Origin of the sequence: Micromonospora sp. NPDC047793 (genome assembly GCF_040642635.1) — a bacterium.
GTDB lineage: Bacteria > Actinomycetota > Actinomycetes > Mycobacteriales > Micromonosporaceae > Micromonospora.
The window spans coordinates 103,966-125,930 of record NZ_JBEYSG010000018.1; the positions used below are offsets into that span (position 1 = coordinate 103,966).

Here is a 21,965-nt window from a genome sequence, read left to right on the forward strand (position 1 = left end):
CCTCCACCGCACAGCGGCGCGAGGCGGTCGACGGTCAGAGGTACATGCCGGTGCGGTGCTCACCCCGTCCCGGCTTGTCCCCCTCGCCGAAGAAGCGCTTGCCGCCGAACTCACCGTGCAGACGGTCGTCCAACTCGTCCGCGAGGCCGGTCATCACCTGCACGGCGAGCATCAGATGAGTGGGTTGGAAGTTCCGGCCGAAGACCGGGATCGAGGCCCACACGGTGTCGTCGGCACAGTAGAGCCGACCGATCGGCATGCGGTTGGTCAGCTCGGAGAGCTTGACGTACAGCCGCTCGGTGGGCTCGACCTCGGTGAGGACCGGGGAGAAGACGTCGACCAGCGGCGGGTTGTCCCGGACCCGGACGAAGACCATCGCCGAGCCCGCACGGATGTTGATATCGCCGTCGGAGTCGACCTGGACCCGGTCCGAGTCCGACTTGAGCATGGTGGAGACGACCGTGCGTACCCGCTCGGCCAGATCCAGCACCTCGGTCTCCGTGCCGTCCCCACCGGCGGCGGCCAGCGCCTCCTCCAGCTCGGTGCCGATCTCCCGCACCAGGCCGAACTCGCTGCGCGCCGTGCCCAGCGGCGGACCCGCAAGCGGCTCACCCTCGGCGTCCTCGATCTGATAGACCAGGAACGCGGGATGCGGGGCACCGTAGATGTCCCGCAACGTGCGGGAGAGGACCGCCGCCAGCCGGGTCGCCTCGTCGACCCCGCAGTGCAGACCGAACTGGTCACCGGAGCCTTCCACCACACCCGGCGGCGACCAGCCCAGCGCGACCATGTCGGCGACGGCCGCACGATCCAGCCGGTAGCCCTGCGGCAGGGTGGCGTTGCCGACCGCGCGCGCGTTGAGCCGGCCGTCCGCGCCCACGTCGGCCCCGACGGAGTAGACCGCGTCGTCCGTACCCGAGGCGGTCGGGTCGAGCGTCAGTTCCACGCGCGCTCCCGCCGGCAGGTCGACCAGCCGGTCGGCCAGCGCCCTCGCGAACTCCCGCCACGCCTGGGTCACCTTCGCCCGCAGGTCGGCCGTGGTCGGCTCGTCGAGCAGGATCGACTCGTGGTGATGCGCCGGCGTGCCGGGCGGCGCCGAGGGGTGGTCTGCCGTCATGATCGCCTCCGTCCGTTCCGGTCACCCTACCCAGCCGCCGTGTCGGTCGGCGCGGCCCGGACCGTGATCGGACAACCCTCGCTCGTGGTCAGTCGGCCGGCTGGTCGCCGCCCAACTCCACCGGCCAGGTGCCGGCCAGGTCGGCGAGCCGGGCCGCCGCCGCGACGGGGTCGGCGCCACGTCCCACGGCCAGGCCGAGCAGGTACGCGGTGACCGGGGCACCCGGACGCACCACCTGGTGGGCGACGTCGCGGGCCAGGTCGAGCACGGTCGACACCGGCACCTGAGCCGGTTCCAGTCCCAGTTCCGCGCAGGCCGCCGTGACCCAGTCGTCCAGCACCGTCATCGCGCCCACTCCTCCGCCCGGCGTACGTCACCGTCAGTGTCGCAGTCGAACCACGGCGGCGGGCCGCCACCTGACCAGCTCACCTCGTGCACGGTGAGCCCGGCGAGCAGATCCCGCAGCGGCGCTCCGGCGTGCCGTCCGGCGAACCGGTCCAGCGCCGCGCGCAGGGCAGCGGTACGCCACACGCCACACAACGTCTGTCGCCGTCCCGAGGCGTCCACGAAACACACCCCGTCCACCGGCGGTGTGTCCAGCTGACGCAGCAGGTCACCGACGGCAGGTCGGGTCAGCAACGGCAGGTCGGCGGCGAGCAGCGCGACGACCGGTACACCCGGTTCGAGCAGGGCCATCCCGGCTGCGGTGGCGGCGACCGGACCACCACCGGGCGGTGACTCCCGGGTGGGGAGCACCCCCGCCGGGGCCGGCCCCGGACCGACCAGGATGCGGGGCGTCGCGTCGGCGACAGCAGCGAGCACGCGTTCGCGCATCGGTACGCCGCCGACGGGCAGCGCCGGCTTGTCCCGCCCGCCCATCCGGCGCGCGGACCCACCCGCGAGCACGATCGCCGCGTACACCGTCACCGGATCACGGTAACCCGCAGGGGATCGGCCGTTTCCGACCCTGCAACCGGCCCGAGGCGGCTCTCGGCCGGGCGGTCCAGCCGGACAGGGTGGCCGGGGTGAGCGGTCGGATGCGGTGGGGTGAGCGGGCGGGGCAGGATGGCGGGATGGGACGGGCCAGTGAGCGACGCGGGGTGCTCCGCATCGACCTCGACGCGACGGACGCCGGACGGATCCGGGTCCGCCGGCCGGACACGCTCGCCGCCGAGGAGCCGCTGGAGATCCGGGTCGGGCCGGCCGGGCCGGACCGACGTCGTCCCCTCTCGGTGACCATGCGGACTCCCGGCGCCGACCTGGATCTGGCGCTCGGCTTCCTGCTCACCGAGGGGCTGATCGGCTCGGCGGACGACGTGTCCACCGCGCAGCTCTGCGCCGGCACCGAGACGCCGAACACCTACAACGTGGTCGACGTGACGCTGGCTCCGGGCGTACCGTCGCCCGGCACCGACACGACCCGGCACTTCCACACCACCAGCGCCTGCGGGGTCTGCGGCAAGGCGAGCATCGACGCGGTCCGTACCCGGTCCCGGTTCGACGTGGCCGCCGACCCACTCGCCGTCCCCGCCGAGGTGCTGGCCGAGCTTCCCGAGCGGCTGCGGGCCGGACAGCGGGGCTTCGACCGCACCGGCGGGTCGCACGCGGCGGGACTGTTCTCCGCCGACGGCGAGTTGCTGGTGCTGCGCGAGGACGTCGGCCGGCACAACGCGGTGGACAAGGTGATCGGCTGGGCGGTCCGCGAACGGCGGCTGCCGCTGGCCGGGCACCTGTTGCTGGTCTCCGGCCGGGCCAGTTTCGAGCTGACCCAGAAGGCGTGGATGGCCGGGCTGCCGCTGCTCGCAGCGGTGTCGGCGCCGAGCACGCTCGCGGTCGACCTGGCGGCCGAGGCCGGGCTCACCCTGGTCGGCTTCCTGCGCGGCCGGACGATGAACGTCTACACCGGCGCCCAGCGGGTGACCGGCTGACCGTTGCTCAGCGGTTGGCCAGCAGGTCGAACAGCTCCAACCGAACTGCGGCGTCCCGGGCGATGAGGAAGCCCGCGATGCCCAGGACCCAGCCCAGCATGCTGCCGGACGACCGCACGATCCACGCGTTGAGGCGGGCGAGCAGCGGTTCGATCCGCCTCGGCCAGGCCACCCGTGCGCCCAGCAGCACCACCGCCGGCAGGATCATGACCAGGCAGTATCCCGCCAGCAACGCGATCACCTGCGGCACGCCCAGGCCCGAGGTGGTGAGCAGGCCCAGTGCACCGAGGTACGGCAGCATGGTCGCCACCTCGGCCAACGCGGCGAACACCGCCAACCCGACCAGCCAACGCGCCGACGCGTCACCAGACGTCGCCCGGTCGCGCCAGCGCAGCACCCGACCGCCACCGCCCCCGCGCTTGCCGTCGTACCGGAAGCTCAACACGAACAACCCGACACCGAGCGCGAGTTGCCCCCACAGCACCGGTCGGTTGTCCAGCGCACCGCCCCACATCTCGGCCAACCCGCTGCCGCCGAAGTAGAGCAGCAGCCCGACCACGAAATAGAAGCCGGCGATGGTGCCCAGATAGGTCGACACCCGTCCGAGGCGAACCGGACCCGGGGCGAGCAGCAGCCAGACCGGGATGAACAGGGTGCCGATGCTGGTGCTGTCGACGAGTGCCAGTCCCACGAGGGACAGCAGCAGCGCGACACTCATACCGGACCACCCGGGCACTCGCTCATCCGGTGATTATCCGTGTCTCCCGGTCCGACTGCGGCGCTGGTGCCGTGGCCTGTCGAGCCCCCGGGACGGTTTTCCTAGTCGGGGTCGGTAGACGACCCATGGTCCGCCACGGGCCACCGAGGAGTGGGGTGAGGACCACCAGGAGGTAGCCGGCGCCGACCGCGACGAGAGTGGTCGTGGTGCCGAGGTGTTCGCTGGCGAAGCCCGCGCCGAGTGCGCCGAGCGGGATGGCGGCCCAGGCTCCTGCGCCGATCACGCCGTACACCCGGGCACGCATCCGGACCGGCACGCGTTCGAGCTTGATCGCGCCGATCATGGGGTTGATCGCCCCGGCGGCGAAGCCGGCGGTCGCGAACACGGCGAGCAGACCGGGCAACGGCAGCCCGGCGGCCATCGCCAGGAACGGTGGTGGACCGGCCACCGCGAAGGCCACCACGAAGGTGGCCCGGCGGGGTAGCCGGTGACCGACGGCGCTGAACAGCAACGAGCCGGCCAGCGCCCCGCCGCCCATGGCGCCGACGAGCAGCCCGAGGGCCGCCGCTCCGCCGAGATCACGATGGGCGACCACGGGCAGCAGCACGTTGGTCTTGGTCGCGTCGAAGAAGTTGGTCACCAGCACCAACAGGACCAGCACCCGCAACAAAGGCTCGGTGAGCAGGAACCGGACGCCGGCGGCGAACTGGCGCCAGTAACCGGTGGCGTCGCCGGTCGCGGGCTCGTCGGCGCCGGGCTGGAGGTTCGCCGGCACCAGTACGGCGACGACCACGGCGGACAGCACGAACGTGGCCGCGTCGAGCACCAGCACGGGCAACGCCCCCAGGGTGGCGACCAGCAGACCCGCCACCGGCGCACCGAGCAGCCGGGCACCGCGCTCGGTCGCCTCGAACCAGCCGATCGCCCGTTCGGTGGGCAGGCCGGCGGCGATGGCCGCCTCGGGCAGCAGGGCGACCCGGGCCGTCTGGCCCGGCGTGTCGAGCAGACCACTGAGGAAGACCAGCGCGAGCAGCGCCCAGAACGGGAGTCCGACCGTGGCGTGCAGGAGGGGGATCGCGGCGACCGTCAGGCAGGAGACCAGATCGGCGAGCACGCTCGCGCGGCGGTAGCCGATCCGGTCGACCAGGACGCCGCCCAGTGCGCCACCGAGCACGATCGGCGCGGTCGCGACAGCACCGGTGATGCCGGTGGCGACCGGCGAACCGGTCTCGGCGAGTACGTAGAAGGGCAGCGCGATGATCGTGAGCATGTTGCCGGTCAGCGAGACCGTGTGTCCGACCAGCAGACCGACCAACGGCACACGGGTCGGGCGACTCATTCCGGCCGCCGGAAAGCGTGATAGATCATCGTGACCCGGCGGGCGTCGACGCGATCCGGGTCGCTGCGCTTCTGCCAGCGCACGGCCAGCGCCTCCAGGTCGGTCCGCAGTTCCCGTAGTTCCGCAGCAGTCAGGTGGTAGGCGTTGTCGCTGCTGGCGGTGCCGCGTACCCATTCGGGCTCGAAGGTCGCCTCGGCGGTGAGGTAGCTGTTCAGGGCCTCCTGGTACCGCTCCAGCACGGCGCGTCGCAGCAGGTCCGAGGCGACCTTCCGCTCCGGGTCGTCGAGTGCCTCCAGCGGTTCCCACGAGGTGGTGGTGTGCGCGGCGCGCCACCACCTCTCCCGACGGTTGCGCGCACACTCCGGAGCCTCCCGCACGAGGCCGTGCTCGGCGAGTTTGCCCAGGTGGTAGCTGACCGAACCGACCGCCTCGTCGACGACGTCGCTGAGCATCCCGACGCTCTGCGGCCCCCGCAGCCGCAGTTCGCCGAGGAGCCGGAGCCGGGTGGGGTGGGCGAGCGCCCGCATGGCACGGGGGTCGGTCAGGTGCAGCACGTTCTCGTCGTTCGGCATGTCGCCACCCTAGACATACAAGAAGTGACGTACAAGACTTCTTGTTAATCATCGCGGGCGACGGCCGGGCCGACGCCCGCCCCGCCGCAGCGCCTTCGGCCAGCCGTCCAGGCGTGACGGCGGCACTCCCCGGCGGAGCAGGTCGTCCACGATCAGGGCGAGCGAGTAGTCCGGATGCTCGGCCAACACCCGCTCCAACGCCACCGCCGCCAGTGCGCCCTGCCCCGCCCGCCAGGCGGCGAACGCCAACAGGGCTCCGGGCGCGGCGGACAGGTCCGGCTCGGCCCGGCGCACCATCTCGGTCCAGAACGCCACGTCCTCGTCCCGGCCGTCGGTGCGTTCCCAGGCGTGGTCCCGCACCGGCAGGTGGGTCAGCAGCAGGCAGAGCCACGCCACCTCGTCGTCGGCCAATGGCGTCCCGTCGCGGTGACGGCGTCGGGTGGCCCGCAGCACCGCCACCCCGGCCGTCCGCAGCGCCCGACCGCCGAGGAGGTCGGCCGGGGGCGCCTCCGCCAGCAGGTCGGCGAGTCGCCGATCGGCCCGCTCGGCGGCGCGCCGCATCTCCGACCCGCCGACCGGGGCCACCGCAGCGGCGAGAGCGGCCCGGTCAGGCAACGCGACCTGGCCGGCGAAGACCGCCGCCGCCGGCACCGCGCTGGCCCTCGGGTCGTACGGAGTGCCCTCGGGCGGGCAGCACTCCGGCTCCTGACAGACGTACGACCACCACCGGTCACCGGTCACCCGTAACGCGTCCACCACCGTGAGCCCGGCGTCGGCAAGCGCCACCCGGACCGCGTCCACGGCCGGAGTGACCCGCTCGGGCGGGCCGTACCCGATCGCCGTGGCCGAGTCGGCGCCCTGCCGCCCGGTCACCGCGGCGATGTGCTCCGCCGACTCCCGAGGATCACCCTCGCCGGGCAGGTCCGCCCGGGCGGCGAAGACGATCCGGGAGCCCGCCAGCGCCACCACCACGACGCTGTCCGTGGGGTGGAAGCCGAGCAGGTACGGCACGGCCGCGATGAGGTCGGCGGGGGATCTGACGGTGAGGCGGGGCAGGTCCGTGGAGTTCATGAGGCCAGCCTGCGAGCGGCCCCCTTCCCGCCGCCGCCCCTGTGGACGACACGCGGGTTATCCACAGTCACCCTAGGTATTCACCCAGTTCAGCGCGGTTCACCCGACCTCGGCGCCCGGCGTACGGATGTAAGGAGGGGACCCTTCCTATACACGAGGCGTTAGTAGGGGGCCCTTCCTTGCATCCGAAGGGATACCTTGCGGGGATGGATCTGGCGTACCTGCGGGCGCATCCGGAGCAGTTGCCGACCTTCCGGACCCATCAGCGGATCCGGGAGACGCCGGTGGGTGGCGGCGACATCTGTGCCGCCAGCCGGTTGACCCTGGACGACGGGCACTCGGTGTTCGCCAAGACCTGGCCGGAGCACGCCGACCGAGAGGTGCCGCAGGACTTCTTCGCCACCGAGGCGGCCGGGCTGCGCTGGTTGCGGGAGGCCGGTGCGGTCGGCGTACCGGAGGTGCTGGTGGCGCTGCCCGACCTGCTCGCGCTGGAATGGGTGCAGCCGGGCGAGCCTCGACGGACGGCGGCCGACCGTTTCGGCCGTGAGCTGGCCGAGTTGCACCGGGCCGGGGCACCCGCCTTCGGGGCACCCTGGCCGGGCTTCATCGGCGCGCTGCCGGCGGACAACACTTCGCACGCCGGTCCCTGGCCGGTCTGGTTCGCGCAGTTCCGGATCGTGCCCTACCTGCGTCGCTCGGTCGACGGTGGCGCCTTGGACGCCACCGCCGCCGCGCTCGTCGAGCAGGTCGTGGCCCGCATCGAGGAGTTCGGCGGCGACGAGCCGCCCGCCCGCATCCACGGTGACCTCTGGCCGGGCAACCTGCTCTGGGGCGCCGACGACCGGGTCTGGTTGGTCGACCCGGCCGCGCACGGTGGACACCGGGAGACCGACCTCGCCCAGCTCGCGCTCTTCGGCGGGGCACCCCACGCGGACCGGATCCTGGCCGCGTACGACGAGTCCTGGCCGTTGGCCGACGGATGGCGGGACCGGGTCCCGTTGCACCAGTTGCACCTGCTGTTGGTGCACACCGCCCTGTTCGGCGGCGCGTACCGGGATTCGGTCGTCCACGCCGCCCGGGCCACCCTGAGCGGGGCCGAGCGCGCTACGGTCGACGGGTGAGCGTCGCCCCGCCGACCGCCGGCGCCCTCGTCGACCGGTACGGCCGCGTCGCCCGGGACCTGCGTGTCTCCCTGACCGACAAGTGCAACCTGCGCTGCACCTACTGCATGCCCGCCGAGGGACTGCCCTGGCTGGCCGGGCCGAAGCTGCTCACCGACGACGAGGTGATCCGGCTGATCCGGGTGGCGGTGTGCCGGCTCGGCGTGACCGAGGTCCGCTTCACCGGCGGCGAGCCACTGATCCGTCCAGGTCTGGTCGACATCGTCTCGGCCGCCGCCGCACTCGAACCCCGCCCCCGGCTGTCGTTGACCACGAACGGCATCGGACTGCACCGGCTGGCTCCGGCGCTGCGGGCGGCCGGGCTGGACCGGGTGAACGTCTCGCTGGACACCCTGGACCGCGAACGCTTCACCCGGCTCACCCGACGTGACAGGCTGTCGGACGTCCTGGCCGGTCTGGCCGGTGCCGCCGAGGCCGGGTTGGTTCCGGTCAAGGTCAACGCGGTGCTGATGCGGGGCGTCAACGACGACGAGGCACCGGCACTACTCCGCTTCGCCCTCGACCACGGCTACGAGCTGCGGTTCATCGAGCAGATGCCGCTGGACGCCCAGCACGGTTGGGACCGCGCCGCCATGGTCACCGCCGAGGAGATCCTGACGACGCTGCGTTCGGCGTACGCGCTGAGCCCGGACCCGACCGCGCGCGGCACCGCACCCGCCGAGACCTGGCTGGTCGACGGCGGCCCGGCGCGGGTGGGCGTGATCGGCACGGTGACCCGGCCCTTCTGCGGCGACTGCGACCGGACCCGGCTCACCGCCGACGGCCAGATCCGCAACTGCCTCTTCGCCACCGAGGAGTCGAACCTGCGCGACGCGATGCGGGCCGGGGCCGACGACGACGAGGTGGCCCGCCGCTGGACGGCGGCGACCTGGGGCAAGCGCGCCGGGCACGGCATCGACGACCCGACCTTCCTGCAACCGACCCGGCCCATGTCGGCCATCGGAGGGTGACCGTGGCGACCGTCACCGTCCGTTACTTCGCCGGGGCCCGCGCTGCCGCCGGTCGCGCCGAGGAGACCACCACCGCGGGGCGATCGCTGGACGAGGTGCTGGCGGAGCTCTCCGACCGGCACGGCGCGCGACTGGTGCCGGTGCTCAAGGTGGCGAGTTTTCTGGTCGACGGTGTCACCTGTCATGATCGGAAGCAGCCGCTGCCGGCCGGAGCGACGATCGACGTCCTGCCTCCCTTCGCCGGTGGCTGAGGGGGATCCACACACGTGTTCGCGGTACTCGGCTTCGTGGCCACGCTTGCCCTGATCACCGGGCTGATCCACCTCTACCTCTGGAAGCGGCTGGTCAAGGACACCACCACCGCCGGGCGCTGGCGGCGGATCGGCACCGTCAGCGCGGTGGTGCTGGCGCTGCTCGTACCGGCGACCATGATCGGCACCCGGTCCGGGATGTACTGGCTCGCCTGGCCGGGATACCTCTGGCTCGCGGTGATGTTCTACCTGCTGGTGATCCTCGTCGTGCTGGAAGTGCCGATGCTGGTGACGCGGCGGGTGCTGCGCCGCCGGGCGGCGACCGCCGCACCGGAGCCGGCGATGGTCGGCAGCGCCACCCCGGCGGATCCGCCGAGCACCGACGACGCCGAGGCGAACGCCCCGGCAGCCGACGACGCGGGTGCCGGGGCGACCGACCGGCCGGCCGTCGGCGCGGTCGGCCCGGACCACGACCCGTCCCGCCGGTTGCTGCTCGCCCGTGGCGCCGCGATCTTCGCCGGGCTCACCGCCACCGGCCTGGTCGGGTACGGGGTGCGGACCGCGATGGGTCCGCCCCGACTGGACCGGGTGCAGATTCCGCTGGCGAAGTTGCCGCGCAGCATGGACGGCCTGCGCATCGCCACCGTCTCCGACATCCACATCGGGCCGCTGACCGGTCGGGCGCACACCGAGCGCATCGTCGCCGCGATCAACCGCCTGGACGCCGACATCGTGGCCGTGGTCGGTGACCTGGTCGACGGCACGGTGGCCGAATTGGGCGAGGACGCGGCTCCGCTGCGCGACCTGCGGGCCCGGCACGGCAGCTACTTCGTCACCGGCAACCACGAGTACTACTCGGGCGTCGAGGAGTGGGTGGCCGAGGTCGACCGGCTCGGGTTGCGGGTCCTGCAGAACCAGCGGTTGGAGATCGCCGCCCGGGGTGGCGTGCTCGACCTGGCCGGTGTCAACGACGTCAGCGCCGTGGGCACCGGCGTCTCCGCACCGCCCGACTACGCGGCCACCCTCGCCGACCGGGATCCGTCCCGACCGGTGGTGCTCCTCGCCCACCAGCCGGTGGCCGCGATGGAGGCCGCGAAGTACGGCGTCGACCTGCAACTCTCCGGTCACACCCACGGCGGTCAGATCGTGCCGTTCAACCTGCTGGTCAAGCTGGAGCAGCCGGTGGTCTCCGGCCTGGGCGAGGTGGACGGGACCAAGGTCTACGTGACCAACGGGGCCGGCTTCTGGGGCCCGCCGGTGCGGGTGGGCGCGGAGCCTCAGGTCACTCTCGTGGAACTGCGTTCGGCATAGCGAACCTCACGCCCGAGCGTGGCGGCGCGCACGGGCGTGGCCGGTCGTGGCAGGATGCGGCGTGCCTCCGTTCAGCGCCGTACCCCCCGGTGGCCGCCCGCCCTTCGTCGCGGATCTGCACATCCACTCGAAATATTCGCGGGCCTGCAGCCGTGACCTGACCCTGCCGAACCTCGGCTGGTGGGCGAAACGCAAGGGCATCGCGGTGCTCGGCACCGGTGATTTCACCCACCCCGCCTGGTATGACCACCTGCGCGAGACCCTGCGTCCCGCCGAGCCCGGTTTATACCGATTGTCCGACGAGGCCGAGCGGGACATCGCCCGCAGGTTGCCGCCCCGGCTGTCCAGTCACGCCGAGAGCGACCCGGTCCGGTTCATGCTCAGCGTCGAGATCTCGACGATCTACAAGCGGGACGACCGGACCCGCAAGGTCCACCACCTGATCTACCTGCCGGACCTGGACGCGGTGGGCCGGTTCAACACCGCGTTGGGCCGGATCGGCAACCTCGGGTCGGACGGCCGCCCGATCCTCGGCCTGGACTCCCGCGACCTGCTGGAGATCACGCTGGAGGCGAGCCCGGACGGCTATCTCGTACCGGCGCACATCTGGACGCCGTGGTTCTCCGCGCTGGGCTCGAAGTCCGGCTTCGACGCGATCGCCGACTGCTACGCCGACCTGGCCGAGCACATCTTCGCGGTGGAGACCGGGCTCTCCTCGGACCCGGCGATGAACTGGCGGGTCGGCAGCCTGGACGCCTACCGGCTGGTCTCCAACTCGGACGCCCACTCGCCGCCCGCGTTGGCCCGGGAGGCGACCGTCTTCGCCTCGGAACGGGACTACTTCGGCATCCGGGAGGCGTTGCGGACCGGCGACGGGTTGGCCGGCACGATCGAGTTCTTCCCCGAGGAGGGCAAGTACCACGCCGACGGCCACCGGCTGTGCGGGGTGAACTGGGCACCGGAGCGGACCAGGGCGGCCGGCGGACGCTGCCCGGAGTGCGGCAAGCCGCTGACGGTGGGTGTCCTGAGCCGGGTCGAGGACCTGGCCGACCGGCCCGAGGGGTACCGGCCGGAGCACGCGCCCGAGGTGACCCACCTGATCCAGCTCGCCGAGATCCTCGGCGAGATCAACAAGGTGGGCCCGCGCTCCAAGAAGGTCGAGGGCAAGCTCACCGACCTGGTCGCCGCGCTCGGCGCCGAGCTGGACATCCTGACCCGTACCCCGTTGGACGACATCGGGCGGGCCGGCGGTGAACTGCTCGCGGAGGGCATCGGCCGACTGCGCCGCGACGAGGTCCGTCGGGTGCCCGGTTACGACGGCGAGTACGGCGTCATCACCCTCTTCGACCCGGCCGAGCTGGGTGCCGGTGCGGCATCGAGCGGGCAGGAGACGCTGTTCGACGTACCGGTGCAGGTGCCCACGCAGCGGCGACCGGCCGAGTCGACCGGCTCGGAGGCGAAGGCGAAGCGGACGGCGGCCAAGGCGGAGCCGAAGCGCAGGGCGGCACCCGCGCCCGCCCCGGCCCCGCCGATCGCGCCGCCGCCCTCCCCGCACGAACCGTTCGAGCCGATGCTCGCCGGCATGGAGGAGGTGGGCAGCGGGCTGCTGGACCGGCTCGACGCCATGCAGCGGGTGGCCGCCTCGGCACCCGGCGGCCCGTTGCTGATCGTCGCCGGACCGGGCACCGGCAAGACCCGTACGCTGACCCACCGGATCGCGTACCTCTGCGCGGAGCTGAACGTCTTCCCCGAGCGGTGCCTGGCGATCACCTTCACCCGGCGGGCCGCCGAGGAACTACGACACCGACTCGACGGGCTGCTCGGGCCGGTCGCCGAGGACGTCACGGTGGGCACGTTCCACTCGCTCGGACTGACCATCCTGCGCGAGAACGCGGCCACCGCCGGTCTGCCGGACGACTTCCGGATCGCCGACGACGCGGAGCGGACGGCGGCCCGTGCGGAGGCCGGGGACGATGCGGCCCGGTACACGTCGTTGCTGCGCAAGCAGGGCATGGTCGACCTGGACGACCTGCTCACCCTGCCGGTGGCATTGCTGCGCGACGATCGCAGGCTGGTCGAGCGCTACCGGGACCGCTGGCAGTGGATCTTCGTCGACGAGTACCAGGACGTCGACGCCGTGCAGTACGACCTGCTGCGTCTGCTCAGCCCCGCCGACGGCAACCTCTGCGCGATCGGTGACCCGGACCAGGCCATCTACTCGTTCCGGGGCGCCGACGTCGGATACTTCCTGCGCTTCTCCCAGGACTTCACCGACGCCCGCCTGGTCCGGTTGAACCGCAACTACCGGTCGTCGGCGCCGATCCTGGCCGCCGCCGTGCAGGCCATCGCGCCCTCGTCGCTGGTCCGGGGACGCCGGCTGGACCCGGCCCGGCTCGACCCGGAGGCCCCGCTGGTCGGGCGGTACGCTGCGGCCTCCGTCGCCGACGAGGCCGACTTCGTGGTACGCACCGTCGACGAACTGGTCGGCGGCCTGTCCCACCGCTCGCTGGACTCCGGTCGCATCGACGGGCGGTCGAGCACCCTGTCCTTCTCCGACATCGCGGTGCTCTACCGCACCGACTCCCAGGCCGCGCCGATCGTGGACGCTCTGGCCAGGGCGAACGTCCCGGTACAGAAGCGATCGCACGACCGGCTGCGGGACCGGCCCGGCGTGATGGCCATCGCCCGCGAACTGCGGCACCTCACCGGCGTCGACGGCGCACTGCCCGCCCGCGTACGTCTCGCCGGCCAGTCGCTCGCGGAACGGTTCGCCACCCCCACCCTCGACGGTTCGCACGGGGTACGGCCGGAGGACGTGCGAACCGCGGTCGACCTGCTGACCCCGCTGGCCCGCCGGTGCGGTGACGACCTGGAGTCGTTCCTGTCCCAGCTCGCGACCGGGGCGGAGGTGGACGCGCTGGACCCCCGTGCCGAGGCGGTCACCCTGCTGACGCTGCACGCCGCCAAGGGCCTGGAGTTCCCGGTGGTCTTCCTGGTCGGGGCCGAGGACGGACTGCTGCCGCTGCGCTGGCCGGGCACCACCCCGGACGAGGAGGCGATCGCCGAGGAACGACGGTTGTTCTTCGTCGGGCTGACGCGGGCACAGGACCGGCTCTACGTCAGCCACGCGGCACGGCGGGTCCGGCACGGTTCGGAACGTGACTGCCGACCGTCTCCATTCCTCGACGTGATCGACGCCGGCCTCTTCGAGCGGCTCGGCGACGCCGCCGGACCTCGGCGACCGAAGGACCATCAGCTCCGGCTCATCTGAGCGTTCGCCCTCCGCCCGCCGTAGGGCGGGCGGAGGGCGGAGTGACCGGTCCGTGATCGCGTACGGACAGTCGGTGAGACGGCCACGCGCTACGGTGACGTGGACGACGGCCCGCCACCGGCCCAGCGTTTCCACCCACGGCCTCAGGAGTGCGTGCATGGCGAACTACGGACCACCGGGCAGCGGCGGCCCGTCGCCGTGGCACGAGCCGGGCCATGACGAGGCGTACGGCGGCCAGCGCCACGGCGGGCAGCCGTATGGCGGCGACGGGCAACCCTACGGTGGTGGCCAGGGCCATGGTGGCCGGTCCTACGACGACGGTCAGAGCCACGGCGGTGGCCGGTCCTACGACGGCGGCCCGTCCTACGACGGTGGGCAGTCCTATGGCGGTGGGCAGTCCCACCACGGTGGTCAGTCCTACAGTGGCGGCTACGGTCCGGGAGCGAGCGGGTCGCCGTACCGGGGTAGCGGACATGACGCGGGCCACGGAGACGACTCGCACGACACCGCGACGTACCCGCCCTATCAGGACGGCGCGGCGGAGACCGCGTACGCGGGACAGCCCGTGTCGCCGTCGGAGCGGGGACGCGGTCGGGGCCGGATCTTCGCGGTGCTGGCGACGGTGTTGGTGCTCGTGCTCGGCGGCGCGACCGCGTTCTACCTGCTCGGGACGGACGAAGAGACGCCGACGCCGGTGGCCGCCCCCACGCCGGAGGAGGCACCGGTGACCCCGGCAGAGCCGGACGACGAGGACGAGACTCCGGCCGGTACGCCGTCGGAGGGCTCGTCCACCGATCCTCGGTTCGTCGAGCCGGGACAGTGCGTGCGCAACGAGGGTCCGGCCGGTGGCAAGCCCAAGCTGGTGATCAGCGAGTGCGCGCCGAAGTCGTACGAGGTGTTGCGCCGCTTCGACGGCGAGACCAGCGGGGAGCGGGACGCCGAGGCGAAGTGCGCGCCGGTCGACGGCTACACCAACTGGTACTTCTACGACAGCGAGTTGGACTCGCTGGACTTCGTGCTCTGCCTCAAACAACGCGGCTGAACCAGGAGCGTACCGACGATCGGTAAAACTAGTGCTGTCTAGCGTCCACGCTAGACAGCACTAGTTTTTGCTCGACCGGCAACACGCCGGTAGCCCCGTCTATCCATGTCTAGCTCCCCGCCTAGACGGGCCGATACTGTGCGATTCGTGGATCCCGTCCGCAACCCGTACGCTCCGGGCGCTGGTCAGCGCCCGCCCGAACTGGCCGGGCGGGGGCGGGAACTGGACGTCTTCGACATCGTGCTGGAACGCATCGCCCGAGGTCGCCCGGAACGGAGCCTGATGCTCACCGGTTTGCGGGGCGTCGGCAAGACCGTGCTGCTCAACACGCTGCGCTCGCAGGCGATCAACAGCCTCTGGGGCAGTGGCAAGATCGAGGCCCGCCCGGACCAGTCGTTACGCCGACCGATCGCCGCCGCCCTGCACATGGCCGTCCGGGAACTGGCCCCACGGCATCGCGCACCGGACCGGATCGACGCGTTCCTCGGGGTCCTCAAAGCCTTCGCCCAACGGGGCGCCCCGACCGGTCGCGCCGGGGCCGCCAAGCTACGCGACCGGTGGCAACCCGGCATCGACGTACCGGCGGCAACCGGCCGGGCCGACTCCGGCGACATCGAGATCGACCTGGTCGAGCTGCTCACCGACGCCGCCTCGGTGGCCAGCGACGTCGGCACCGGCGTCGCCGTCTTCATCGACGAGATGCAGGACCTCGGGCCGGAGGACGTCTCCGCACTCTGCGCGGCCTGCCACGAACTCTCCCAACTCGGCGCACCGCTGATCGTGGTCGGCGCCGGACTGCCGCACCTGCCGGCGGTGCTGAGCGCCGCCAAGTCGTATTCCGAGCGGCTGTTCCGCTACCAGCGCATCGACCGGCTCGACCGCATCGCCGCCGACCAGGCACTCTGCGCGCCGGCCGAGCGGGAGAACGTGGAGTACGAGGCGAAGGCGCTCGACCTGCTCTACGAGAAGTCCGGCGGGTACCCGTACTTCGTCCAGGCGTACGGGAAGGCGACCTGGGACCATGCCCCCCGGTCACCGATCACCGACGCCGACGTACGGGTGGCCGCCCCGGAGGCCGAGGCCGAGTTGGCGGTGGGCTTCTTCGGTTCACGTTTCGAGCGGGCCACTCCCGCCGAACGCGAGTACATGCGGGCGATGGCGACGCTCTCCCTGGTCGAGGGGGCAACCGACGGAGGCGGCCGGGACGACATGGACGCCGCGGTACCGACCGCCGAGATCGCCCGTGCTCTCGGACGCAAGCCCGCCAGCCTCTCCCCGGCCCGGGACGCCCTGATCAAGAAGGGCTTGATCTACTCCGGGGAACGCGGCACGGTCGCCTTCACCGTCCCGCATTTCGGTCGCTACCTCCGCACCCAACCCGCCTGACACCCGCCGCGCCGCGCCGCACCCCGCCTCGCCTGGCCTCGCCCCGCCGATCATGGACTTCTGGTCGAGGTTATGTACCGGAATCACCCGTTCTCGTAGCGCCACGACTCCATGATCGACGGGGCCAGGGGCGGGTGGGGCGGGCGGCCCGGGGCACGTGAGGCGGGGGGGCGGGGGTCAGACCTTGGACCAGGGTGGGGGGAAGACGACGTCGCCGTGGGGTGGGGGTGGTTCGTTGCTCGTCGACGGGGACAGGACCAGGGCCTGCCATGGCTCGCCCAGACCGGACCAGGGGCTGGTCAGGCCCATTCGGTCGGCTCGGCTGAAGCCGAAACGCCGGTAGTACGCCGGATCGCCGAGCACCACGACCAGTCGCTCGCCGAGTTCCGTGGCGGCTTCCAGGGCGGCCTGCACCACCGAACTGCCGAGCCCGATCCGTTGTCGGTGCGGTGCCACCGCCACCGGCCCGAGCACCAGCGCCGGGGCGTTGAGCCCGTCCGCGCAGACCCGGACCCGGGTCAGCAGGGCGTAGCCGACGATCTCGCCGCCGTACTCGGCGACCATCGCCAGCCTCGGCAGCCACGCGTCGCCGGCCCTCAGTTCGTCGACGAGGCGTACCTCCGGCGGCGTGGCCACGTCGGGGCGGGCGAAGGCGGCGGCCAGTACCCGGCGGACCGCGCCGGTGTCTGCCGGGTCCTCGGGTCGGAGCCGCAGCGTCGTCACGCCGGGAGGTTACCGCGCGCGACGCACGCATCAGTGACGGTCGCTGGAATCGGCGTGGCGTCCTCACCACTCGGCCCATCCGACCCACCCGATCGATCGAGATGGGCCGTTGCGGGGCATGTCGAGGTCACGGACGGGGTATGACTGTTCCATGACGCCCGTACGATCCCTCGCCCGCGCCATGTTGAGCGGCATCTTCGTGGTCAGTGGCGCCCGCAACTTCACCAACCCCGAACGCCTGGTGCCTGCGGCGCAGCCGGTCACCGACCGGGTGGCGCCGCTGCTGCAACGGGCCGACGCCCGCATCCCCACCGACACGGTGAGCCTGATCCGTGCCAACGCCGCCGTCCAGTTCGGTGCCGGGCTGATGCTGGCCACCGGGAGGTTCACCCGGCCGGCGGCCCTCGTGCTGGCCGGCACGCTGGTCCCGGTCACCCTCGCCGGACATCCCTTCTGGCGTAACGACGACCCGGCGGCGCGGAACAACAACCAGATTCACTTCCTGAAGAACCTCGGCCTCCTCGGCGGGTTGTTGCTCGCGGCGGCGGACACCGAGGGGAAGCCGGGACTGCGGTGGCGGGCCGGTCACCGCATCGGCCACTCACGACGGTCGGTACGCCGTGCCGTCCGGACCGCACGCCGTGAGGCCCGGATCGCCGTCCGCTCGGCGGCAACCGCGCGCCGAATCCCCGGCTGAGTCGCAGTCGCCCCTCGCTGACCTGCGTTTATCCCACCCCCACACTGGCTAAGGCCGCGAATCACCTGAACCGCCCGGTAGGCGTTAACGCGGTGGAAATGTCAAAAGATTGTGTGGGATCGGACACGGTCGCATAACGCGGGAGGCACTGACGTGAGGCGCCGTTCTAGGCTCCCTACCGGACCTGGACGGGTAGGACGACCTTGGTACGGGGGTGGCCGAGCCATGCCGACGAGCGTCGGTAAAAGGCCGGACCGCCTCGCCGCAGTCCGCCGCGTAACGCGTGGGATCGATCGTAGGACAGTCGTACGGGCCGGCATCGTCGCCGCCGTCGCCTATGCCGCATGGCTTGCCATCGGCGCTTTCGGGCGTCCGTACAACTTCTTCGACATGAAGATCTACCACGGCGCGGTGGTCTGGTGGGCGAGCGGTCACGAGCTGTACGAGTTCGTCGCGCCCGACACCACCCTGGGTTTCACCTACCCACCCTTCGCCGGGCTGGCGATGCTGCCCATGGCGCACCTGCCGGTGAGCGTGGCGGGCCTGGTGAACGCGCTGGTCAGCATCGTGGTGCTGGCGGTGGTGCTGGCCGCCCTGCTGCGGCCGATCGTGGACCGGCTGGGCTGGCCACTGTGGTACACGGTGGCCCTCGCCACGCCGCTCGCCCTCGCCATCGAGCCGGCCCGGGAGACCCTCGGCTACGGGCAGGTCAACCTGCTGCTGTTCGCCCTGATCATGGCTGATCTGGTGGCGCTGCGCTGGCGGTCGCGGCGCGGCACGCACCAGGCGGAGAGCGACGGTCCGCTGCTGCGGTTCGTCTACGGTGGTGCCTGGGCCGGTGTGGGCATCGGCCTGGCCACGGCCGTGAAGCTCACCCCGGCGTTGTTCATCTTCTATCTGATGATCACTCGCCAGTGGCGGGCGGCCGCGACCGCGATCGGCACCACCGTCGCCGTGACCATCGGCAGCTTCGGCGTCGTGGGCGCCGAGTCCCGGGCCTACTTCGGCAACGTGTTGTGGCAGACCGAGCGGGTCGGTGCGGCCGACATGACGCCCAACCAGTCCCTGGCCGGTCTGCTGGCGCGGCTGTACGACTCGATCGAGACGCCGACGCTGCTCTGGCTCGCCTTCGCGGTGCTGGTGCTGGCGCTGGGTCTGTCCCGGGCCTCGCAGTCACACGCCGACGGTGACGAGCTGACCGCCTTCACGCTGGTCGGCCTGACCGCCAACGTGATCAGCCCGATCTCCTGGACGCATCACCTCGTCTGGGTGATCCCGGCGATCATCGTGCTGGCCGACGCGGCGATCCGCCGTCACGACGCCAGTCGAGGTCCGGCCGTGCGGTCCCCCTCCGGCACGTACGGCGGCCCACCTGGGGTCTCCACGCTGCGCCCGCCGATCTGGTACCCGACGTTGACCGGGCTCCGCCACGGCATCGCCGCGATCGGGCTCTACCTGCTCTTCCTGATCTCGCCGATCTGGCCGTACGAACACCAACTCCCCGAGGTCTCGCACTACGAGAACGGGCTGTTCGGGGCGCTGATGGAGAACTCGCTGGCGCTGGCCCTGATCGTGCTGGTCGCCGCGTTGCCCTGGCGGCCGGGTGCGGAACCCGCCTTCTACACCGACCGGATGGCCCGCACCGCCGCGCTGCTGCATCACCGGCGCTGACAGCGGAGCGTCGGCGGTGCCGGGTCGACGTGACCCGGCACCTCCGATCACGGGCAGTTGACCCACTCCTCGGTGCCGTCGGCGAAGACCTGCCGCTTCCAGATCGGCAGCCGGGCCTTCACCTCGTCCACCAGTCTGGCGCAGGCGGCGAACGCGGCCGCCCGGTGTGCGGTGCTGACGGCCGCGACCAGTGCCGCGTCGCCGATGGCGAGCGGACCGATCCGGTGCGACACGGCCACCGCGTAGACGTCGGGATCGGCGGCGATCTCGGCCGCCACCTCCCGCAGGATGGTGGCGGCACTCGGATGACCCTCGTACTCCAGGCTCACCACCGCGCGGCCGTGGTCGTGGTCGCGGACCACCCCGGCGAAGGAGACCACCGCGCCGGCCCGCCGGTCGGCGACGGCGGCCTCGTGGGCCGCCAGGTCCAGCGGTTGCTCGGTCACGTCCCCGATCACGATCACCATGCCCGCTCCCCGGGCAGCAGCGGCAGCGGGACCAGCGGCACCCGATCGCCGACCTCGCCGGTACTGCCCGGCCGGATCACGGCGAACCCGTCCGAGCCGGAGAGCCCACGCAGCATCGCGGACCCGACGTGCCGGACCGGGCGGGCCGTCCCGGCAGCCTGGTCGAGGCGGACCAGGGCGAGGTGGGTGTGGTCGCCGCGTCCCGGCACCGGCTCGGCCAGCGTGACGTGCGGCAGCACCGGCGCCACCCGGCCGGCGAGACCCGCCAGCAGTGGCGCGACGAGCGAGACCAGCGCGACGACGGCGGACTGCGGGTTGCCGGGCAGCCCGGCGACGAACCGGACCCGACCGTCGCCGCCGACCACCCGGGCCAGCAGCATCGGGAAACCGGGGCGTACCGCGACGGTGTTGACCACGTAGTCCGCGCCGAGTTCGGCCAGCGCCGGATGCAAATGGTCGACCGGCCCGTGCATGGTCCCGCCGGTGGTGCAGACCAGGTCGGCGTGGGCCAACGCGGTGCGCAGCGCGGCCACGTGGTCGGGCAGCGTGTCGGCCACCGGGCCGACCACATCGGCCGGACGGATCTGACAGCCGTACCGCCGCAACCAGCTCGGCACGGTCGGGCCCAACGCGTCCCGGACCCGCCCGGCGGCGGGTGGACCGGCGGTGAGCAGTTCGTCCCCGAAGACCAGCAGCGCGGCCCGGGGCTGCCGGCGTACCCGCAGCGTGTCGTGACCGCAGGAGGCGGCCAGTCCGATCACCGCCGGGTCGACCGGGGTACCGGCCGGAAGCAGTTCCTCGCCGGCCGCCGCCTCCTCACCGGGACGCCGCCACTCCGGCGTACCGCGCGGCACGCCGTCGACCGACCCGTCGGCGGTACGCGTCGACTCCTCCACCCGCAGCACGGCGGTGGTGCCCGACGGCACCATCGCACCGGTGGCGATCTCGACGGTGGTCCCGTCCTCGGTCAACGGGTCCGGCGTACCACCGGCCAGCACCCGCCCGACCACCCGCCACGGACCGGCGCCCCGGACCGCCCAGCCGTCCACACTCGACGTGGGGAACGCCGGCAGGTCCGTCCGGGTGGTGAGCGGTTCGGCGAGGGTGTACCCGTCGATGTCGGCGAGCGGGCGCTCGATCGCGGGGAGCACGGCGGCCAGGCCCAACGCGTACACCCGGGAGCGCGCCTCCTCCCAACCGGCCGGCGGCGGTGCGGCGGCGCCCTCGGTGGCGGATGCGGTTTCCGTTCTCACCCGGCCGAGCCTAGCGCTTCGGCTAGTGGTCGCCACCGCGCAACTGGTCGACGGCGTGCGCGAGGATCGGCCCCAGCACGGCGAGACCGTCGCGCGCTCCACCGGTGGAACCCGGCAGGTTCACCACCAGGGTGCGACCGGCCACCCCGGCCACGCCCCGGGACAGCACGGAGGTGGGCACCCGGTCCCGGCTGTGGGCGCGCAGCGCCTCGGCGATGCCGGGGATCTCGTAGTCGAGCAGTGCCCGGGTCACGTCCGGAGTGCGGTCGGTGGGCGTGATCCCGGTCCCGCCGCTGGTGACCAGCACGTCGACGCCGGCGGCCACCGCCGCCCGGATCGCGTGGCCCACCGGTTCGCCGTCCGGCACCACCACCGGGTCGTCCACCTCGCAGCCCAGCTCGCGCAGACCGTCGGCGAGCAGCGGGCCGCTGGTGTCGGCGTACACGCCTGCGGCGGCGCGGTTGGACGCCACCACCACCCGGGCGCGGATCACGGCCGGTCCGCCGGACGCTCCCAGAGGCCGGTCTTGCCGCCCTCTTTGCGCACCACCCGGACCGACTCGACGCTCGCCGCCGGGTCCACCGCCTTGACCATGTCCACCAGGGCCAGCCCGGCGACCGCCACGGCGGTCAGCGCCTCCATCTCGACGCCGGTCCGGTCGGCCGTGCGGGCGGTGGCGGTGATCTCGACGCTGTCCGTGGTGGGCACCAGGTCGACCGTGACACCGTGCAGCGCGATCGGATGGCAGAGCGGGATCAGGTCCGGAGTGCGCTTGGCGCCCATGATCCCGGCCAGTCGGCCGACCGCCAGCGCGTCCCCCTTGGGCAGCCCGTCCCGGCGGAGCAGCTCGATCACCTCGGACGTGGTGCGCAGCCGACCGGCCGCGACGGCCACCCGACCGGAGACCTGCTTGGCGGAGACGTCGACCATGCGCGCCGCACCGGTCGCGTCGACGTGGGTGAGCTGGGCGGGTTCGGTCACGGCGGCGAGCCTATCGCCCCGCACCGACGGACCCGG

The 21,965-nt window shown here is 72.5% G+C and carries 22 protein-coding genes; 10 read left to right on the top strand and 12 right to left on the bottom strand.

Annotated features, from left to right (window positions below):
- Positions 1 to 34: 34 nt before the first annotated feature.
- The 3 genes from ABZ738_RS27160 to ABZ738_RS27170 form a co-directional block, all read right to left on the bottom strand.
- Entirely contained in the window at positions 35 to 1,117 is a 1,083-nt protein-coding gene (locus ABZ738_RS27160; protein ID WP_176095577.1) for a hypothetical protein, read from the bottom strand.
- An 88-nt stretch (positions 1,118 to 1,205) separates the two neighbouring features.
- Entirely contained in the window at positions 1,206 to 1,463 is a 258-nt protein-coding gene (locus tag ABZ738_RS27165) for a DUF6457 domain-containing protein (protein ID WP_176095578.1), read from the bottom strand.
- The gene (locus ABZ738_RS27170; RefSeq protein WP_357217662.1) at positions 1,460 to 2,044 is read right to left on the bottom strand and encodes an NTP transferase domain-containing protein; all 585 of its coding nucleotides are present in this window, start codon (positions 2,042 to 2,044) and stop codon (positions 1,460 to 1,462) included. The genes ABZ738_RS27165 and ABZ738_RS27170 overlap by 4 nt, the downstream gene beginning before the upstream one ends.
- Positions 2,045 to 2,190: 146 nt before the next feature.
- On the opposite strand from ABZ738_RS27170, the gene fdhD reads away from it, so the two are divergent.
- A complete protein-coding gene (fdhD, locus tag ABZ738_RS27175; RefSeq protein ID WP_357217665.1) occupies positions 2,191 to 3,045 on the top strand; it encodes a formate dehydrogenase accessory sulfurtransferase FdhD in 855 nt (284 codons plus the stop codon).
- A 7-nt stretch (positions 3,046 to 3,052) separates the two neighbouring features.
- On the opposite strand, the gene ABZ738_RS27180 is transcribed toward fdhD, so the two are convergent.
- The 4 genes from ABZ738_RS27180 to ABZ738_RS27195 are packed head-to-tail and all read right to left on the bottom strand — an operon-like array spanning position 3,053 to position 6,745.
- Positions 3,053 to 3,763: a GAP family protein gene (locus ABZ738_RS27180; RefSeq protein WP_176095580.1), complete on the bottom strand. Its 711-nt coding sequence runs from the start codon at positions 3,761 to 3,763 to the stop codon at positions 3,053 to 3,055.
- 22 nt (positions 3,764 to 3,785) lie between these two features.
- Positions 3,786 to 5,102, bottom strand: coding sequence for an MFS transporter (locus tag ABZ738_RS27185; RefSeq protein ID WP_357217669.1), 1,317 nt, complete (start codon positions 5,100 to 5,102; stop codon positions 3,786 to 3,788).
- Positions 5,099 to 5,674 (bottom strand): helix-turn-helix domain-containing protein, encoded by a 576-nt coding sequence (locus tag ABZ738_RS27190; RefSeq protein ID WP_357217672.1) that lies wholly within the window; start codon positions 5,672 to 5,674, stop codon positions 5,099 to 5,101. The genes ABZ738_RS27185 and ABZ738_RS27190 overlap by 4 nt, the downstream gene beginning before the upstream one ends.
- A gap of 48 nt (positions 5,675 to 5,722) precedes the next feature.
- Entirely contained in the window at positions 5,723 to 6,745 is a 1,023-nt protein-coding gene (locus ABZ738_RS27195) for a DUF4192 domain-containing protein (RefSeq protein ID WP_357217675.1), read from the bottom strand.
- Between the two features lie 206 nt (positions 6,746 to 6,951).
- On the opposite strand from ABZ738_RS27195, the gene ABZ738_RS27200 reads away from it, so the two are divergent.
- The 7 genes from ABZ738_RS27200 (at position 6,952) to ABZ738_RS27230 (ending at position 16,137) form a co-directional block, all read left to right on the top strand.
- Positions 6,952 to 7,866, top strand: a complete 915-nt coding sequence (locus ABZ738_RS27200; protein ID WP_357217678.1) for a fructosamine kinase family protein — start codon at positions 6,952 to 6,954, stop codon at positions 7,864 to 7,866.
- Complete coding sequence (moaA, locus tag ABZ738_RS27205; RefSeq protein ID WP_176095584.1) at positions 7,863 to 8,876, top strand: GTP 3',8-cyclase MoaA; 1,014 nt, start codon at positions 7,863 to 7,865, stop codon at positions 8,874 to 8,876. Before ABZ738_RS27200 ends, moaA begins: the two co-directional genes overlap by 4 nt.
- The gene (locus tag ABZ738_RS27210) at positions 8,873 to 9,127 is read left to right on the top strand and encodes a MoaD/ThiS family protein (RefSeq protein ID WP_350698018.1); all 255 of its coding nucleotides are present in this window, start codon (positions 8,873 to 8,875) and stop codon (positions 9,125 to 9,127) included. The genes moaA and ABZ738_RS27210 overlap by 4 nt, the downstream gene beginning before the upstream one ends.
- A 15-nt stretch (positions 9,128 to 9,142) precedes the next feature.
- Positions 9,143 to 10,438 (top strand): metallophosphoesterase, encoded by a 1,296-nt coding sequence (locus ABZ738_RS27215; protein ID WP_357217683.1) that lies wholly within the window; start codon positions 9,143 to 9,145, stop codon positions 10,436 to 10,438.
- A gap of 61 nt (positions 10,439 to 10,499) precedes the next feature.
- Positions 10,500 to 13,709: a UvrD-helicase domain-containing protein gene (locus ABZ738_RS27220; protein WP_357217686.1), complete on the top strand. Its 3,210-nt coding sequence runs from the start codon at positions 10,500 to 10,502 to the stop codon at positions 13,707 to 13,709.
- Between the two features lie 157 nt (positions 13,710 to 13,866).
- Positions 13,867 to 14,751, top strand: a complete 885-nt coding sequence (locus tag ABZ738_RS27225; protein ID WP_357217689.1) for a flagellar basal body protein FliL — start codon at positions 13,867 to 13,869, stop codon at positions 14,749 to 14,751.
- A 147-nt stretch (positions 14,752 to 14,898) separates the two neighbouring features.
- Positions 14,899 to 16,137, top strand: a complete 1,239-nt coding sequence (locus ABZ738_RS27230; RefSeq protein ID WP_131056729.1) for an ATP-binding protein — start codon at positions 14,899 to 14,901, stop codon at positions 16,135 to 16,137.
- A 177-nt stretch (positions 16,138 to 16,314) separates the two neighbouring features.
- On the opposite strand, the gene ABZ738_RS27235 is transcribed toward ABZ738_RS27230, so the two are convergent.
- Positions 16,315 to 16,860: an N-acetyltransferase gene (locus ABZ738_RS27235; protein WP_357217694.1), complete on the bottom strand. Its 546-nt coding sequence runs from the start codon at positions 16,858 to 16,860 to the stop codon at positions 16,315 to 16,317.
- A 151-nt stretch (positions 16,861 to 17,011) separates the two neighbouring features.
- Here ABZ738_RS27235 and ABZ738_RS27240 point away from each other — a divergent pair, with 151 nt between their 5' ends.
- Both ABZ738_RS27240 and ABZ738_RS27245 read left to right on the top strand, forming a co-directional pair.
- Complete coding sequence (locus tag ABZ738_RS27240; RefSeq protein ID WP_131053439.1) at positions 17,012 to 17,557, top strand: DoxX family protein; 546 nt, start codon at positions 17,012 to 17,014, stop codon at positions 17,555 to 17,557.
- Positions 17,558 to 17,782: 225 nt separating this feature from the next.
- Positions 17,783 to 19,228, top strand: coding sequence for a glycosyltransferase 87 family protein (locus ABZ738_RS27245; protein ID WP_357217698.1), 1,446 nt, complete (start codon positions 17,783 to 17,785; stop codon positions 19,226 to 19,228).
- A 47-nt stretch (positions 19,229 to 19,275) separates the two neighbouring features.
- Here ABZ738_RS27245 and ABZ738_RS27250 read toward each other — a convergent pair whose 3' ends face one another.
- Genes ABZ738_RS27250 through moaC form a run of 4 tightly spaced genes read right to left on the bottom strand, consistent with a single transcriptional unit; the run spans position 19,276 to position 21,929 of the window.
- Positions 19,276 to 19,695, bottom strand: a complete 420-nt coding sequence (locus tag ABZ738_RS27250) for a molybdenum cofactor biosynthesis protein MoaE (RefSeq protein ID WP_357217701.1) — start codon at positions 19,693 to 19,695, stop codon at positions 19,276 to 19,278.
- The gene (locus ABZ738_RS27255; RefSeq protein ID WP_357217704.1) at positions 19,689 to 20,948 is read right to left on the bottom strand and encodes a molybdopterin molybdotransferase MoeA; all 1,260 of its coding nucleotides are present in this window, start codon (positions 20,946 to 20,948) and stop codon (positions 19,689 to 19,691) included. Before ABZ738_RS27255 ends, ABZ738_RS27250 begins: the two co-directional genes overlap by 7 nt.
- A 22-nt stretch (positions 20,949 to 20,970) precedes the next feature.
- Complete coding sequence (locus ABZ738_RS27260; RefSeq protein ID WP_131053443.1) at positions 20,971 to 21,441, bottom strand: MogA/MoaB family molybdenum cofactor biosynthesis protein; 471 nt, start codon at positions 21,439 to 21,441, stop codon at positions 20,971 to 20,973.
- Complete coding sequence (moaC, locus tag ABZ738_RS27265) at positions 21,438 to 21,929, bottom strand: cyclic pyranopterin monophosphate synthase MoaC (RefSeq protein ID WP_131053444.1); 492 nt, start codon at positions 21,927 to 21,929, stop codon at positions 21,438 to 21,440. The genes ABZ738_RS27260 and moaC overlap by 4 nt, the downstream gene beginning before the upstream one ends.
- Between the last annotated feature and the right edge of the window lie 36 nt (positions 21,930 to 21,965).

What these genes read in the sequence shown, in the direction of transcription:
- ABZ738_RS27160 (WP_176095577.1), bottom strand. Translation starts at nt 1,117, where the DNA reads ATGACGGCAGACCACCCCTCGGCGCCGCCCGGCACGCCGGCGCATCAC.
- ABZ738_RS27165 (WP_176095578.1), bottom strand. Translation starts at nt 1,463, where the DNA reads ATGACGGTGCTGGACGACTGGGTCACGGCGGCCTGCGCGGAACTGGGA.
- fdhD (WP_357217665.1), top strand. Translation starts at nt 2,191, where the DNA reads ATGGGACGGGCCAGTGAGCGACGCGGGGTGCTCCGCATCGACCTCGAC.
- ABZ738_RS27180 (WP_176095580.1), bottom strand. Translation starts at nt 3,763, where the DNA reads ATGAGTGTCGCGCTGCTGCTGTCCCTCGTGGGACTGGCACTCGTCGAC.
- ABZ738_RS27185 (WP_357217669.1), bottom strand. Translation starts at nt 5,102, where the DNA reads ATGAGTCGCCCGACCCGTGTGCCGTTGGTCGGTCTGCTGGTCGGACAC.
- ABZ738_RS27190 (WP_357217672.1), bottom strand. Translation starts at nt 5,674, where the DNA reads ATGCCGAACGACGAGAACGTGCTGCACCTGACCGACCCCCGTGCCATG.
- ABZ738_RS27195 (WP_357217675.1), bottom strand. Translation starts at nt 6,745, where the DNA reads ATGAACTCCACGGACCTGCCCCGCCTCACCGTCAGATCCCCCGCCGAC.
- ABZ738_RS27200 (WP_357217678.1), top strand. Translation starts at nt 6,952, where the DNA reads ATGGATCTGGCGTACCTGCGGGCGCATCCGGAGCAGTTGCCGACCTTC.
- ABZ738_RS27225 (WP_357217689.1), top strand. Translation starts at nt 13,867, where the DNA reads ATGGCGAACTACGGACCACCGGGCAGCGGCGGCCCGTCGCCGTGGCAC.
- ABZ738_RS27240 (WP_131053439.1), top strand. Translation starts at nt 17,012, where the DNA reads ATGACGCCCGTACGATCCCTCGCCCGCGCCATGTTGAGCGGCATCTTC.
- ABZ738_RS27245 (WP_357217698.1), top strand. Translation starts at nt 17,783, where the DNA reads ATGCCGACGAGCGTCGGTAAAAGGCCGGACCGCCTCGCCGCAGTCCGC.
- ABZ738_RS27250 (WP_357217701.1), bottom strand. Translation starts at nt 19,695, where the DNA reads ATGGTGATCGTGATCGGGGACGTGACCGAGCAACCGCTGGACCTGGCG.